Origin of the sequence: Vibrio gallaecicus, assembly GCF_024347495.1 — a bacterium.
Lineage (GTDB): Bacteria > Pseudomonadota > Gammaproteobacteria > Enterobacterales > Vibrionaceae > Vibrio > Vibrio gallaecicus.
This window is the reverse complement of record NZ_AP025490.1, coordinates 1968671-1983947: the sequence shown is the minus strand read 5'-3', so window position 1 is coordinate 1983947 and position 15277 is coordinate 1968671. Positions and strand designations below refer to the sequence as shown.

The 15277-nt window shown below is 41.0% G+C and carries 15 protein-coding genes; 11 read left to right on the top strand and 4 right to left on the bottom strand.

Features of this window, described 5'->3' with window-relative positions:
* Positions 1-51 precede the first annotated feature (51 nt).
* The 8 genes from hisG to hisIE all read left to right on the top strand — a co-directional run bounded on the left by hisG (position 52) and on the right by hisIE (position 7301).
* Positions 52-948 carry an ATP phosphoribosyltransferase gene (gene hisG / locus OCU78_RS08555; RefSeq protein WP_137372982.1) on the top strand — a complete coding sequence of 299 codons (897 nt, stop codon included), beginning with the start codon at positions 52-54 and terminating at the stop codon, positions 946-948.
* A gap of 5 nt (positions 949-953) precedes the next feature.
* The gene (gene hisD, locus OCU78_RS08550; protein ID WP_137372983.1) at positions 954-2249 is read left to right on the top strand and encodes a histidinol dehydrogenase; all 1296 of its coding nucleotides are present in this window, start codon (positions 954-956) and stop codon (positions 2247-2249) included.
* A gap of 9 nt (positions 2250-2258) precedes the next feature.
* Positions 2259-3299: a histidinol-phosphate transaminase gene (gene hisC / locus OCU78_RS08545; RefSeq protein WP_137372984.1), complete on the top strand. Its 1041-nt coding sequence runs from the start codon at positions 2259-2261 to the stop codon at positions 3297-3299.
* A gap of 90 nt (positions 3300-3389) precedes the next feature.
* Positions 3390-4478, top strand: a complete 1089-nt coding sequence (gene hisB / locus OCU78_RS08540) for a bifunctional histidinol-phosphatase/imidazoleglycerol-phosphate dehydratase HisB (protein WP_137372985.1) — start codon at positions 3390-3392, stop codon at positions 4476-4478.
* Positions 4479-4503: 25 nt separating this feature from the next.
* A complete protein-coding gene (gene hisH, locus OCU78_RS08535) occupies positions 4504-5118 on the top strand; it encodes an imidazole glycerol phosphate synthase subunit HisH (RefSeq protein WP_137372986.1) in 615 nt (204 codons plus the stop codon).
* A gap of 43 nt (positions 5119-5161) precedes the next feature.
* Complete coding sequence (gene hisA, locus OCU78_RS08530; protein ID WP_012604374.1) at positions 5162-5899, top strand: 1-(5-phosphoribosyl)-5-[(5-phosphoribosylamino)methylideneamino]imidazole-4-carboxamide isomerase; 738 nt, start codon at positions 5162-5164, stop codon at positions 5897-5899.
* Positions 5881-6654 carry an imidazole glycerol phosphate synthase subunit HisF gene (hisF, locus tag OCU78_RS08525; RefSeq protein ID WP_017109916.1) on the top strand — a complete coding sequence of 258 codons (774 nt, stop codon included), beginning with the start codon at positions 5881-5883 and terminating at the stop codon, positions 6652-6654. Before hisA ends, hisF begins: the two co-directional genes overlap by 19 nt.
* Positions 6651-7301, top strand: coding sequence for a bifunctional phosphoribosyl-AMP cyclohydrolase/phosphoribosyl-ATP diphosphatase HisIE (hisIE, locus tag OCU78_RS08520; protein WP_137372987.1), 651 nt, complete (start codon positions 6651-6653; stop codon positions 7299-7301). Before hisF ends, hisIE begins: the two co-directional genes overlap by 4 nt.
* A 118-nt stretch (positions 7302-7419) precedes the next feature.
* Here the strand turns inward: hisIE and OCU78_RS08515 are convergent, their stop codons facing one another.
* Positions 7420-7932: a YchJ family protein gene (locus OCU78_RS08515; protein WP_137372988.1), complete on the bottom strand. Its 513-nt coding sequence runs from the start codon at positions 7930-7932 to the stop codon at positions 7420-7422.
* Positions 7933-8309: 377 nt separating this feature from the next.
* Between OCU78_RS08515 and OCU78_RS08510 the strand changes: the two genes are divergently transcribed.
* Positions 8310-10202, top strand: a complete 1893-nt coding sequence (locus OCU78_RS08510; RefSeq protein WP_137372989.1) for a hypothetical protein — start codon at positions 8310-8312, stop codon at positions 10200-10202.
* A gap of 104 nt (positions 10203-10306) precedes the next feature.
* Here the strand turns inward: OCU78_RS08510 and OCU78_RS08505 are convergent, their stop codons facing one another.
* From OCU78_RS08505 to OCU78_RS08495, 3 genes are all read right to left on the bottom strand, one after another.
* Positions 10307-11518, bottom strand: coding sequence for an EAL and HDOD domain-containing protein (locus tag OCU78_RS08505; protein ID WP_137372990.1), 1212 nt, complete (start codon positions 11516-11518; stop codon positions 10307-10309).
* A 110-nt stretch (positions 11519-11628) separates the two neighbouring features.
* Entirely contained in the window at positions 11629-12375 is a 747-nt protein-coding gene (lpxH, locus tag OCU78_RS08500; protein ID WP_137372991.1) for a UDP-2,3-diacylglucosamine diphosphatase, read from the bottom strand.
* An 89-nt stretch (positions 12376-12464) separates the two neighbouring features.
* Positions 12465-12959 carry a peptidylprolyl isomerase gene (locus OCU78_RS08495; protein ID WP_137372992.1) on the bottom strand — a complete coding sequence of 165 codons (495 nt, stop codon included), beginning with the start codon at positions 12957-12959 and terminating at the stop codon, positions 12465-12467.
* 186 nt (positions 12960-13145) lie between these two features.
* On the opposite strand from OCU78_RS08495, the gene cysS reads away from it, so the two are divergent.
* Positions 13146-14531 (top strand): cysteine--tRNA ligase, encoded by a 1386-nt coding sequence (gene cysS / locus OCU78_RS08490; RefSeq protein ID WP_137372993.1) that lies wholly within the window; start codon positions 13146-13148, stop codon positions 14529-14531.
* Positions 14532-14623: 92 nt separating this feature from the next.
* Positions 14624-15202 carry a thymidine kinase gene (locus tag OCU78_RS08485; RefSeq protein ID WP_137372994.1) on the top strand — a complete coding sequence of 193 codons (579 nt, stop codon included), beginning with the start codon at positions 14624-14626 and terminating at the stop codon, positions 15200-15202.
* The last annotated feature ends 75 nt before the right edge of the window (positions 15203-15277 follow it).

Below are 15277 nucleotides of genomic sequence, written 5' to 3'. Positions count from 1 at the left end.
AGCTATTTAAAATTATTCAATAAATTCAATATTTTGCACAGGGATATAGCAATGCAGACACAACGCCTAAGAATCGCAATTCAAAAGAAAGGTCGCTTAAGTAAAGAGTGCCAAAACTTACTAAAAAAATGTGGTGTTAAATTTAACATCATGGGAGAGCAGCTTGTTGTTCATTCACTAAATATGCCAATTGATTTGTTACTTGTTCGTGATGACGATATCCCAGGTTTGATCATGGATGGTGTAGTGGACCTTGGTTTTATCGGAGAAAATGAACTTGAAGAAGTTCGTCTAGATCGTAAAGCTTTGAATGAACCGTGTGAGTTTGAAGCGTTACGCCGTTTAGATTTTGGTGGTTGTCGCCTCTCTATTGCGATCAATAAAGATGAAGATTACAACGGCCCTCAAGACTTAGCCGGTAAACGTATTGCAACAACTTACCCGCAGCTACTTAAAGCTTACATGGATGAGCAGGGCGTAGATTATAGTGCTTGTATGTTAACTGGTTCAGTTGAAGTTGCCCCTCGTGCAGGTCTTTCTGATGCCATCGCAGATTTAGTTTCAACAGGTGCAACGCTTGAAGCCAACGGTCTGAAAGAAGTGGAAGTTATCTTTAAATCAAAAGCGACTTTGATTCAGCGCCAGGGTGAATTTGATGCAGATAAAACGGCATTAATTGAAAAGCTTCTGACTCGTATGCAAGGCGTACAGCAAGCTAAAGAATCAAAATACATCATGCTTCACGCACCGACTTCCCAGTTAGAACAAATTAAAGCATTACTACCTGGTGCAGAAGATCCAACTGTACTTCCTCTTTCATCTGACCAAGATAAAGTTGCCGTTCATCTTGTAAGTACAGAAAATTTATTCTGGGAAACAATGGAACAGCTTAAAGAGCTTGGTGCTAGTTCAATCTTAGTTCTGCCAATTGAAAAGATGATGGGGTAAGTAAGATGAGAACCGTTGTATGGCAATCTTTAAGTGAATCTCAACAAGACTCAGTATTAGAGCGTCCAGCGATTACTGAAGGAGCAAATATCACTGCAGCGGTATCCGATATTGTCGCTAAGGTACGCTCTGAAGGCGATGCTGCTTTATTTTCTCTGGCTGAAAAGTTTGATCGTGTGACTCCTGAGTCTATTCGAGTGAGCACTTCTGAAATAGAAGAAGCCAGCGAACGCTTGAGTGAAGAAATGAAGTTGGCGCTTGAGCAAGCTTATAAAAATATAGCTAAATTTCATGAAGCTCAAAAGCCTCAACCATTACGTGTAGAAACCCAACCTGGTGTGGTGTGTGAGCAAATTACTCGCGCAATCAATACTGTTGGCTTATATATTCCTGGTGGAAGCGCACCACTCCCTTCAACGGTATTAATGTTGGGTGTTCCTGCTCAAATAGCAGGGTGTCGTAAAGTCGTACTGTGCTCACCACCACCAATTGCTGATGAAATTTTGTATGTTGCCAAATTATGCAAAATTGATGAAGTTTATAACGTGGGCGGTGCTCAAGCTGTTGCCTCAATGGCTTATGGCACTGAGAGTGTCTCTAAAGTTGATAAAATTTTCGGACCAGGCAACGCGTTTGTTACTGAAGCGAAAAGACAAGTCAGTAACGATTTCCGAGGTGCAGCTATCGATATGCCAGCCGGACCTTCTGAAGTTATGGTGATCGCCGATGAAATGGCAGACCCTGACTTTATCGCTGCTGATTTGTTGAGCCAAGCTGAGCATGGTCCTGACTCTCAGGTGGTACTAGTGACTCCTTCTCCTGTTATTGCTGATCAAGTTACAGAAGCTGTCCAGAAACAGTTGAAAGAGTTAACTCGTGCAAACATAGCTCAACAAGCACTAGCTTCAAGCCTGATTATTATTTCTGAATCTATTACTCAAGCTGTTGCGATTTCCAATTTCTATGGACCTGAGCACTTAATTGTTCAAACAAAGAACCCAAGAGAGTTATTACCATTATTAGATAATGCGGGTTCAATATTCCTTGGTGACTGGTCTCCTGAATCTGCGGGTGATTATGCTTCGGGCACAAATCATGTTTTACCGACTTACGGTTATACAAAAACGTATTCTAGTTTGGGGCTTGCTGATTTTTCTAAACGAATGACAGTTCAAGAGTTGTCAGAAGATGGGTTGAAAGTATTAGCTCCAACGGTTGTAACTATGGCAGAAGCCGAAGGCTTGGATGCGCACAAGCGTGCTGTGACCATTCGAGTTGAAAAGTTAAATAAAGCGAAATAAGGGCTGGGCATGGAAAAGTTAGCAAGAAAACAAGTTCAGGCGCTGACACCTTACTTGTCTGCAAGGCGTATTGGTGGTAGCGGAGATGTATGGCTAAATGCCAATGAATCTCCATTTGATAACGAGTACAACTTAAGTTTGTCTCGTCTTAATCGTTACAGCGAATGTCAGCCTAAAGAGTTGACTGATGCTTATGCTCAATACGCAGGTGTTAAATCAGAACAAACACTGACAACTCGTGGTGCTGATGAAGGTATCGAATTACTGATTCGAGCTTTCTGTGAGCCGAATGAAGACGCTATTCTCTACTGCCCACCAACCTATGGTATGTACGCAATTAGTGCCGAGACGATTGGTGTTGAACGTAAAGTTGTACCTTTGACGGCTGAATGGCAATTGGATCTTCCAGCTATAGAAGCACAACTAGATAATGTAAAAGTAGTCTTCGTTTGTAGCCCAAATAACCCAACGGGCAATCTAGTTGATCGTAAAGACATCATCAAATTGCTTGAAATGACGCAAGATAAAGCGATTGTCGTGATGGATGAAGCGTATATCGACTTCTGCCCAGAAGCGTCCACTGTTGATTTGCTTGAGCAATACCCGAACCTTGCCATTCTACGAACGCTGTCAAAGGCTTTTGCTTTAGCTGGTTTACGTTGCGGTTTTACGCTAGCCAATAAAGAACTTATTGATGTTTTATTGAAAGTGATTGCGCCTTACCCAGTACCAATTCCAGTAGCGGATATTGCGATTCAAGCACTTTCTGAACCAGGGCTTGCTAGAGCGAAATTTCAAGTTCTGGATTTGAGTGCAAATCGAGCTTATTTACAAGCGGGTTTACTCGGTATGCCGCAATTAACAGTATTTGATGGTTGGGGTAATTATTTGTTAGTTAAATTCCCTGATGGCGATGCTTTATTTAAAGCAGCATGGGATACCGGAATTATCCTACGTAATTCACCAATAGAAAATTGTGTGCGTATTAGCATTGGTAATCGAGAAGAGTGCGAAAAGACACTTGGATTTATTCGAAATTTTTATCAGTGATACATGTTAAGCCGTGAGGTTTGATAAGAAAGAATATTTAACCTAGCGACTTTTGCTAGGCGACAGATTTAAAATTAAAAGGAAGTTCAAGTGAGTAAACAACAGAAAATACTTTTCATTGACCGAGATGGCACCTTAATTGTTGAGCCTCCCGTTGATTTTCAAGTGGACCGTTTAGACAAACTAAAATTTGAACCGTTAGTTATCCCTAGCCTGCTGGCTCTACAAGACGCTGGGTATCGCTTAGTTATGGTGACTAATCAAGATGGTTTAGGTACTGATAGTTACCCACAAGATGAATTCGATGCTCCGCACAATATGATGATGGAGTTCTTTGAATCTCAAGGTGTTAAGTTTGATGATGTACTGATTTGTCCTCACTTTGATGAAGATAACTGCTCTTGCCGTAAGCCTAAGCTTGGAATGGTAAAAGAATACCTTCAGGGTGGAAAAGTTGATTTCCAAAAATCTGTTGTGATTGGTGATCGCATTACTGATCTTCAATTAGCTGAGAACATGGCAATCCGCGGTATTCAATATGGCCCGGATGCAGAAACGGATGGTACGCTTAACTGGCCACAAATTGTTAAAGATCTGACGGTTAACGCTCGTGTTGCTGAAGTGGTACGCACGACTAAAGAAACCGACATCAAAGTAGCAGTAAACCTTGATGAAACTGGCGGCAACAAAATTGACACTGGTATGGGCTTCTTTGATCACATGCTTGATCAAATTGCGACGCACGGTGGCTTCCAAATGAACCTGACCGTGAAGGGTGATTTGCACATTGATGATCACCACACGATTGAAGATACTGCATTAGCATTAGGTCAGGCATTAAAAGATGCGCTTGGTGAGAAACGCGGTATTGGTCGTTTTGGTTTCAGCCTACCAATGGATGAGTGTCTAGCTCAGTGTGCACTAGATCTTTCTGGTCGCCCGTATTTGAAATTCGATGCTAAGTTTAGCCGCGAACAAGTGGGTGATCTTTCAACTGAAATGGTGGTTCACTTCTTCCGCTCTCTAACCGACACACTAGCTTGTACATTGCACCTTTCTTCTGCTGGCAATAATGATCACCACATCATTGAGAGCTTATTTAAAGCGTTTGGTCGGACTCTTCGCCAAGCAATTAAAGTTGAAGGTAATGAATTACCAAGCAGTAAAGGCGTCCTGTAAGGCTTACGTTAGCAAGGAAAAAACAATGAAAGAGCAAAAAGTAGTCATTATTGATACTGGTTGTGCCAACGTTTCATCAGTGAAATTTGCCATTGAACGTTTGGGTTACGCGGTTGATATTTCAAAAGAACCAGAAGTCGTCCTTGCTGCAGACAAGCTTTTCCTACCAGGCGTAGGCACGGCTAGTGAGGCAATGAAGAACCTACAAGAGCGTGATCTTGTCGCCCTTGTGAAGCAAGTGGAGAAGCCTCTACTTGGTATTTGTTTAGGTATGCAGTTACTAGGCAAATTGTCTCAAGAGAAAGGTCAAAAGGCTGACGAGTTAGTTGAGTGTTTAGGCTTGTGTGATGGTGAAGTTCGTTTACTTGAAACGGGCGATTTACCCCTACCACACATGGGTTGGAACACAGTAACGGCAACACCTAACCACCCGCTATTTAAAGATATCGAAGAAGGCGAGTATTTCTACTTTGTCCACAGTTTTGCAATGCCAGTAGGTGACTACACCATCGCACAATGTGATTACGGTAATCCGTTCACTGCCGCAGTGCAAAGTGGCAACTATTATGGTGTTCAGTTCCACCCCGAGCGCTCCTCAAAGGCTGGCTCTAAGCTGATTCAGAACTTCTTGGAATTGTAATAAGGATTAGGCAGCGGCTAACGTTGCCATATAAGGAATGTAAATGATTATTCCCGCATTAGATTTAATTGAAGGTCAAGTAGTTCGCTTATTCCAAGGGGACTACGGGCAAGTAACAGAATACAAAGTAGACCCAGCAGAGCAGTTTAATCTGTATCACCAAGCTGGTGCTGGTTGGCTGCACCTTGTTGACTTAACGGGTGCAAAAGACACAACGGCTCGTCAGTTAGACTTGATTGCTAAGCTACTGGCTAGCACGCCTGCCAATATTCAGATTGGTGGTGGCGTGCGCAACGAACAAGATGTCGTTGACCTACTAGAAGCTGGCGCGCAGCGTGTTGTGGTTGGCTCTACTGCGGTTAAGCAACCAGAGCTTGTGAAAGGTTGGATGGAAAAATACGGCGCTGAAAAAATTGTACTGGCTCTGGACATTAACATTGACGAAAGCGGCACACGTAAAGTGGCAATTTCTGGTTGGCAAGAAGATTCAGGCGTGACTATTGAAGCGCTGATTGAAGACTACCTAACTGTAGGTCTTAAGCATGTTCTGTGTACTGATATTTCACGTGATGGTACGTTAGAGGGATCAAACGTAGAACTCTACGTTGACCTTTGTAAGCAGTACCCACAAGTGCAATTCCAATCATCTGGTGGCATTGGCAGCCTAGCTGATATCGAAGCTCTGAAAGGCAGCGGTGTTGCTGGTGTGATAGTGGGGCGCGCGTTACTGGATGGTAAATTCACCGCAGAGGAGGCATTTGCATGTTGGCAAAGCGAATAATCCCTTGTTTGGATGTCCGTGATGGACAAGTGGTGAAGGGCGTTCAGTTCCGTAACCACGAAATTATTGGTGACATCGTTCCGCTAGCACAACGCTACGCAGAAGAGGGCGCTGATGAGTTAGTATTTTACGATATCACAGCATCAAGCGATGGTCGTGTGGTCGATAAAAGCTGGGTGAAGCGCGTAGCAGAAGTGATTGATATTCCATTCTGCGTGGCTGGTGGTATTAAATCAGCGGAAGATGCTGCGCGTATTCTTGAGTTTGGTGCTGATAAAGTGTCAATCAACTCACCGGCATTGGCTAATCCGCAACTGATCACTGACCTTGCTGATAAGTTCGGCGTGCAGTGTATCGTTGTTGGTATCGATTCATACTTCGATAAAGAAACCGGTAAATATCAGGTTTACCAATTCACTGGCGATGAAGCGCGTACTAAAGCAACCAAATGGGAAACCAAAGATTGGGTGCAGGAAGTACAGAAGCGTGGCGCAGGTGAGATTGTGTTAAACATGATGAACCAAGATGGTGTCCGTAACGGTTACGATATCGAGCAACTCAACATGGTTCGCTCAGTATGCAATGTTCCATTGATTGCGTCAGGTGGCGCAGGTGCAATGGAACACTTTGCTGAAGCCTATAAAAAGACCAACGTGGATGGAGCACTTGCGGCTTCGGTATTCCACAAACAAGTCATCAATATTGGTGAACTTAAACAGTATTTAAAACAACAAGATGTAGAGGTGCGACTATGAGTTTTGAACCCGTAAGCTTATCAAAAACAGAAGTAGGCGCATTGTCAGAGCGTATTGATTGGGAAAAAGTGGGTGGCTTAGTGCCAGCTATTGTTCAAGATTACCAATCTAGCCAAGTGCTGATGATGGGATACATGAACCCAGCAGCACTTGAGAAAACAGGTGAAACCGGTCAAGTGACGTTCTTCTCTCGAACAAAAGAGCGCTTATGGACTAAAGGTGAAACTTCAGGAAATGTTCTTCAGTTAGCTAACATCTCTTTAGATTGTGACAACGATACTTTACTCGTTAAGGTCAATCCGATTGGACCCACTTGCCACACAGGAACAACAACATGCTGGGATGGTGATAAGCAAGAAGAAACACAAATGGTCTGGCTTCATCAACTTGAGCAGCTACTGGCTGCCCGCAAGGACGCCGACCCTGAATCTTCTTATACTGCCAGTTTATATGCCCGTGGCACCAAGCGTATTTCGCAGAAAGTGGGTGAAGAAGGCGTTGAAGTTGCGCTTGCGGCGACGTCGGGCGATAAGGCGGAATTAGTTTGTGAGTCTGCTGACTTGATTTACCACCTTATGGTACTGCTACAAGACCAAGGTTTGTCTATGGATGATGTAATCAATAAGCTTAAAGAACGCCACAAATAGTCAGTGTTCTGATAATAATTATCTTTAATGAAAAAGGCTTCCGAATGGAAGCCTTTTTATTTTGTACGAAGTGGCGAAATTAAGTGACGGTAAGCTTAGTTAATCGAATTGGATATCTTTATCCGCAACACTTTTTATATTTCTTATCACTCCCGCAAATACATGGGTCATTACGACCAATTTTAAAGCTTTCAATGGTTTGGTTTAAGCGTGGATCAATTTCAGGTTGTTGATTTTCTTCTTGTTCAGGGAAGGTGCCATCAATGTAATACCAAAGACCATCCTCACGAACAAAACGCGAACGTTCTTGCATGCAAAACTGTTCGGTACCGTCGTTGAAGTAAGCTTTAAACTCAACAAAGCCTTCGTTCTCATGAGATCCTTTGGTTGTATCAATGACTTCTAAACCTGCCCAGTCGCTGTCGATCGACTCGGCAATACCTGTTCTTTGCGCTTCTGCATTGCAACTAGGGTGGTAGGTAGTGATTACGTAATCAACTAAACCAAACACGTGTGCAGAATAACGAGAGCGCATTAACTGTTCTGGAGAAGTTACTTTAGCATGGTCATTATGGGCAATTTCGCAGCATTGTTGATAGTGTTTAGCACTACCACAGGGGCATACAGACATTGGGTATTTCCTGAATATGTTGGTTTGTAAGTGTGATGTATGACTTAATCAATGAGTATATCAAACCATATATAAAATAAGCACAGTGATACTTCACTATCGAGTGATAAATTGAGGTTATATATTTAACTGGGTCTATTGGTTAAATCGTGATCGATGAGTTTGATATATAGACATTCAATATTAAATGTCATGAATAATGCCATGACGCTGTGGCTGTTCCCTTTTATTTGTAATACTCTCGCCGCCTGAATTGCATATGAGTTTTTCTTTTGTAATTTAATAGCTTACCTATTGAACGGTAAGTTCGGGTTCTGTTTGATTTGATAGAAAGTAAATGGAACGTTTGGGCAATAAATAATAATTAAAGAACAATAATGATATCAAAAATAGTAGCGGCGGTATTAGTCGGCGGGCTTTCGTTTAGTTTAAGTGCGTATGAGATTACCTCTAAGCAAACTCAATCTATCTCACTTGCTGGTATGAAAGCACAAGCTGGAGCATCATCAATCTCATTTGGTAAATGGGATGCAGATTGTGATGAAAAATGCGATAAAAAATTGGTTATTGATGGGTATGCCCATCGCTTTGATCATTCAGCGCGCTTACAAACAACGGCAACATATAAAAACCGTTCGTACGCTTTAGTCAGTCAGGAATACCAAAAAGGAAGTGGTAAAAGTAGCTCACGTAATGAGTATCACTTTGTGAGCGGTAAATACTCTCAGCGTAGAAATGTATATGGTTACTCTTTATGTGAAGGTTCTCAATCGACAGGTTTCAGTTATAAAGGTGAGCTACTGTGTTTGAATGAAAACTCTGTAGACGTTTATACAGTGAGTAATAAGCATTCAATCCCGCTTCCTACTGAATCTGATTTCGGGGCTATTAATAATAACCTTGCAGGTACAGTTTCAATAGCATATGTAAATACCTCGGATCGTAAATTACGTTACGCTAACTTATATGATTTAAATAGAGTCGGAGCAGAAGCTTGGGGTGCTCATAAGACTGATATACACAGCCGGTCAGATCGTAGAGACGTTATTGCCACTTATCCTATCAATCGTGAACGTGGTTTAGTTGGAATTTATGAATATATTAATCCATTTAATAAAGGCATAAATTTATATTACTTTGAAGGTGATCAAAGTGCACGTCGCGTGATCAGTAACAGCGAAGAAGGTAACTTTGGCTTTGGACCCGAGGTATTTGTGTACGGTCAGCAGTATGCGATTACAGCTCATGACCCTAAAGATAATGAACGACAAACCTATTTAATTGATCCGAGTGAAATGGAGAAACCAGAAGTCTATACCAACGAAATATCATCAAAGTCTAGTGTTGATTTTCTAGCTGGATATGGCTTGATGAATAATTATTGGGAAGCGACTCAGTCAATTGGTGACGATGTAGAAACTAAGTATGATATCAACGATAGCTTTCTTCATTCTGTTTACCTTCAAGCACGCCTTAAAGATACACAAGTCTCACTAAAGTACCTTACAAACCAAGCAGAAGAGTCTGCTGGTCAGGGTTCTGAAGCCGTCAGTATGCTTACTGGTCTCGTCGATTTTAATGCTTTCTTTGAGGGTGCGGATACTTTACGTTTAAAAATGGATTGGACTAAGACCGATGGGTCAGCCACATTCAAATCAACAGATACCAATAACTGTCTTGTTACAGGTTGCAATGTTAAGAAAAACTTTTCTACGGAATACAAAGCCATTGAAACATTAGTGTTAAGTGAAGGTGGCATGTACATGGGGTTCAGTTACTCAAACTATTCAATGCCTTCAGCCGTTGGTTTTCAAAATAACAAAGACAGTTCTTCACTAACAGGTGTGGCTTTTGATGAAGACTTTGAACAAACACGTTATATGTTTGTGATTGGTCGAGATGAAGCGGCATACGGTGCTCGATACGAGACCAATTATAATCGTTTCTATATTATGCCTAAGTTCGGTATTGGTATAGCTCAATATGACATTTCATCAAAAGCTGAAGAAGAAGCTAGAAATGGAGAGTCAGGAAGCATTACAGGTAAGTATGGCTTAGCACTGACAGGTGGTCTAGATGCTGGTTATATTTATCAGCGCCGTTGGTCAGAGGCTAGTGGGCTTGGTTATTCAATTCAAGGTGGCTTACGAGCTAATATTGATTGGTCAGCGAATGGCTTATTAGATTCAGGCGATGATGGACTGTATTTTGATTATAATCGCTTCGATATCATGTGGGGTCCATATATTCAATTTAATGCGATATTTTAACTCATAGAGCTATAACGTAAAAAGGAAAGCTATTTTGCTTTCCTTTTTAATTAGAGAGTATTTAAATTCAAAGGTATATAATTGAAAACGATTTGAAAATTGAGTTAAGGCTGAGCAAGAAGCTCTTGCGCCCAAATGGTTGCTTGGTCATAAGTTTTACCAAGTTGTTCTTCATTCAATTTTAATCGATTGCGAATTTTTGTAGCGTCGTCCCAACGCGCTTGTTCATAAGCGACCACCATCGCTAGCACTGCACCTAGCACGCCTTTTTTCTCGATTAACGCTCTTTTTATTTCTTCATCAATAGGCACTGAATTTAGTACCTGCTCTAAAGGTTGATCGAGTAGAGAATCCAATAAAGAGAACATGCCAGTCAGAAAAGCCTGACCAGGTTCTTCCTTAACATTCAATTGTTCAATGATCAGCTCACACTGCCTCGCTCGAAGTATGGCTAAACCATATAAAGAGTCTGGCTTGTCTTCTTTCGCTGATGCAACCGCAACTAGAGAGACAAATTTACGTAATTTTTGCTCTCCTAAATATACTAGAGCTTGATGAAAAGAACGTATTTTTGTCGAGGAACCGCCTGCCGAGTTAACGTATGTAAGCAGTTTATAAGATAAGGTCACATCTAATGTGATTAAACGCTCTACTTCTTTAAAATCGATAGGCTCTTGCGCGATCTCTTTACACAGTTGGATCGTGGTAAGAAAGGCAGGGTTAAGAGCCCTAGTTTGAATCATTTCAGGTTTACTAAAAAAGTATCCTTGAAAGTAATGAAACCCAGCATCTTTTGCTTGCTGGTACTCTTCGTAAGTTTCAACTTTTTCAGCTAAGAATTCAATTTTAGTGCCTTTCAAACTGGACATAAACATTGAAGCTTTCGCGATTGGCACTAAGCGTATATCGAACTTGATGATCGAAATATATGGCAAAAATCTTTTCCAAGCTTTGCTTGGGATGAAATCATCTAGTGCTATGGTGTAACCAGCTTGAAATAGTTTTTCGATAGAATGCAATAATTCATCTGTTGGCTGGCAATCTTCCAATACTTCAACGACCAAACTGTCTTTCGGAAAAAGGGTAGGTACTAAGTTGATCAGGCTAGCATATGGAAAATTAACAAAACCTAATTTGTCACCTAGCGTGTTGTAGTGCGTAGATAAGAAATGATCAGACAACAGTCGACTTGTGGCGAGTTCAGGCTCCACTTCAGGGAACGTATTTTTAGGACCATCCCTAAATAATAGTTCGTAACCGATGGTTTTTTTGTCTATGTCTAGTATTGGCTGACGAGCTACGTATGAAAATTTCAACTTGTATTGTGTTCGGTTTAATTACTGTGAATTGATAATAGCTAATTTGAAGAAAAATACTATCCAGAATATGAGAAATTAAGAGCAAGGTTAATAAACCTGTTTAAAGATTAGCTATCTTTAGGAAAAACATTGCCAAAAGCACGATTTTGCAGTTCAAAACCTTGTTCGGTAAATTCTAGAACTGAGCCTTGAGTATACCAGTCTCCTAGTACAATACGTTTTTTAGCTACTTCATTCATATCGAAGGAGTGGATGTTCGGTCTATGAGTGTGACCGTGTATCATGAGATCAACTTTGTTGGCTGAGATAACATTCTCAACTTCTTTTTGAGTGACATCCATGATATCTAAAGATTTAGTTTGTTTGTCGTCTTTAATATCTGATTGTACTTTTGAAACTATCTTTTTTTTAATAAAGAAAGGAATACAATTAAAGACCCACTGCAACCAAGGTTGGTGTACTTTTTCACGGAAGGCTAGGTATTTTATGTCATCTGTACATAAAGTGTCACCATGCAGTACTACGGCAGATTGACCGTAAATATCAATGACAGCCACTTCATCAAGGAGTGTCACTCCGGTTTGTTTTGCAAATCGTTTACCCACTAAAAAGTCTCGGTTACCTTGAGTGAAGTAACAAGGGACACCAGAATCAGTGAGCTTAATAAACGCTTGTCTAATTGTATTTGCAAATTCGGATCTATCATCATCCCCAATCCAGAACTCGAAAAGATCCCCTAGAACATATAAAGCATCGGCATGACTAGCTTCTGTCTCCATAAAGTTAAGAAAGCAGTCTGTGATGTCCTGTCTTGAAGGAGTGAGGTGGAGATCTGAGATAAAGTAAGTCTTCATGGGTAAGTCAATTCTATAGGTCGAAAAAAGGGGAGCAAGTTGCCCCCCATGTCTGGTCTGTAATCAATAAGATCAGATATACAATCGAATTAAGCTTCGATTGTTGTACCTGTAATGATTACTTCTTCAAGAGGTACGTCTTGGTGCATGCCCATAGTACCAGTACTTACATTTTTGATTTTGTTTACAATGTCCATGCCTTCAACTACTTCAGCGAATACACAGTAACCCCAACCATCTAGGCTTTCTGAACGGAAGTCTAGGAAAGTGTTGTCATTTACATTGATAAAGAACTGAGAGCTCGCTGAATGCGGTTCCATAGTACGAGCCATTGCTAGAGTGCCTACTTTGTTGCTCAGGCCATTGTTTGCTTCGTTCTTAATCGTTGCGCGAGTTGTTTTTTCTTTAAGGCCAGAAGTCATGCCGCCGCCTTGAACCATGAAACCATCAATAACACGGTGGAAAAGCGTGTTGTCGTAAAAACCGTCACGGCAATACTGTAGGAAGTTTGCGCTTGTTTCTGGTGCTTTTTCTTCGTTTAGTTGAACTTTGATATCACCAAAATTTGTGTGAAGGATGATCATGATTGTTACCTTACTGTCTTTTTAATATGAAAGGCGATTCTAGCGTAAGTTGCGCCACTTTCAAATCATCAAATCAATTGATGCGAATAGAGTTGAATGAATTGTTATTAAGGGTATTACCTAATAAGTCATGAGTTGTTATACTCACGACTTATTTTGGTTTATACATAAATATAGATAGAGATCATGCTGAAGATATATAACACGCTCACAAGACAGAAAGAGGAATTCAAACCAATTACAGCCGGCAAAGTTGGCATGTATGTCTGTGGGGTAACCATTTACGATCTCTGTCACATCGGTCATGGACGCACATTCGTTTCATTTGACGTTGTTTCTCGTTATTTACGTTACCTAGGGTACGATTTAACTTTTGTTCGCAATATCACGGATATCGACGACAAAATCATTAAACGAGCAAATGAAAACGGTGAATCTTGTGATTCTCTAACAGAACGATTAATCGGTGAAATGCATGCTGATTTCGATTCTTTGAACATGAAGCGTCCAGATGTTGAACCTCGTGCAACAGAATTCATCCCAGAAATTATCGAATTGGTTGAAACGTTAATTCAACGTGGCTTCGCTTACGTGGCAAGCAACGGCGACGTTATGTTTGAAGTTAAGAAATTCGATGAATACGGTAAGCTTTCAAAGCAAGATCTTGATCAGTTACAAGCTGGTGCTCGTGTTGATATTGAATCGGCAAAACGTAGTCCTCTTGATTTTGTACTTTGGAAAATGTCTAAGCCAGGTGAGCCTACTTGGGAATCACCTTGGGGCGCAGGTCGTCCGGGCTGGCACATTGAATGTTCAGCGATGAACTCATCTATCTTAGGTGACCATTTTGACATTCATGGCGGTGGCTCTGATCTTCAGTTCCCTCACCATGAAAATGAAATTGCGCAATCTTGCTGTGCACACGGCACTGACTATGTAAACACTTGGATGCATAGCGGTATGGTGATGGTTGATAAAGAAAAAATGTCTAAGTCTTTAGGCAATTTCTTCACGATTCGAGATGTGCTTGAGCATTATGATGCTGAAACTGTTCGTTATTTCTTAATGTCAGGTCACTATCGTAGCCAACTTAACTACAGTGAAGATAACCTGAATCAAGCTCGTGCATCTCTAGAACGTCTATACACGTCATTACGCGGCTTAGATTTAACGGCGAGCCCTGCTGGTGGCGAAGAGTACGTAACTCGTTTCTCTACGGCAATGAATGATGACTTCAATACACCTGAAGCTTATTCAGTATTGTTCGAAATGGCACGTGAAGTGAATCGTCTAAAAGGCGAAAATATTGAAAAAGCGAGCAGCCTAGGTGCATTGCTTAGAGAACTAGCTGACATCATTGGTATTCTTCACCAAGATCCTGAAGCATTTCTGAAAGGTGACACTATTGGCAACGATGGCGAAGTTGCTGAAATTGAAGCTCTTATCAAATTGCGTAATGATTCTCGTGCATCAAAAGATTGGGCAAATGCAGATCTAGCAAGAGATAAACTTAACGAATTAGGTATTGTGCTAGAGGATGGTCCTGAAGGGACAACTTGGCGTCGTAAGTAATTTATAAAAGGGCTGGTTTTCAGCCCTTTTTTCTTGTCCCTACTTCTTCCTGAAATAGGTTTTTACAATCAAAAATAAATGGGAATATCTCTGTGGCTCAGATGTATTTTTACTACTCTGCAATGAATGCGGGTAAATCCACAACACTTCTTCAATCCTCTTTTAATTATGAAGAGCGAGGCATGACTCCCGTCATTTTTACCGCAGCACTTGATGATCGTTACGGTATCGGAAAAGTGAGCTCACGAATTGGCTTACAATCTGAAGCGCAATTATTTAGAAGTGACAGTGACCTTTTTGAAGCCATAAAAGAATTGAACGAGAAAGAGAAGCGCCATTGTGTGTTGATTGATGAGTGTCAGTTCCTATCAAAAGAACAAGTATATCAACTTACTGAGGTTGTCGATAAGCTTCATATTCCAGTGCTGTGCTACGGCTTAAGAACGGACTTTTTAGGGGAGCTATTTGAAGGCAGTAAGTATTTATTGTCTTGGGCTGATAAGTTAGTTGAATTAAAAACAATTTGCCACTGCGGTCGTAAAGCGAATATGGTGATTCGCACTGATGAGCATGGTGTTGCTATCGCTGAAGGTGATCAAGTCGCTATTGGTGGTAATGATAAATACGTATCTGTTTGCCGCTTCCATTATAAAGATGCTCTAGGCAAATAATCGTCTAGGTCCAATATCAGGGTCTTTGATGAAACAATAAAATGGCGACCTTAATGGGTCGCTATTTTTATTTAA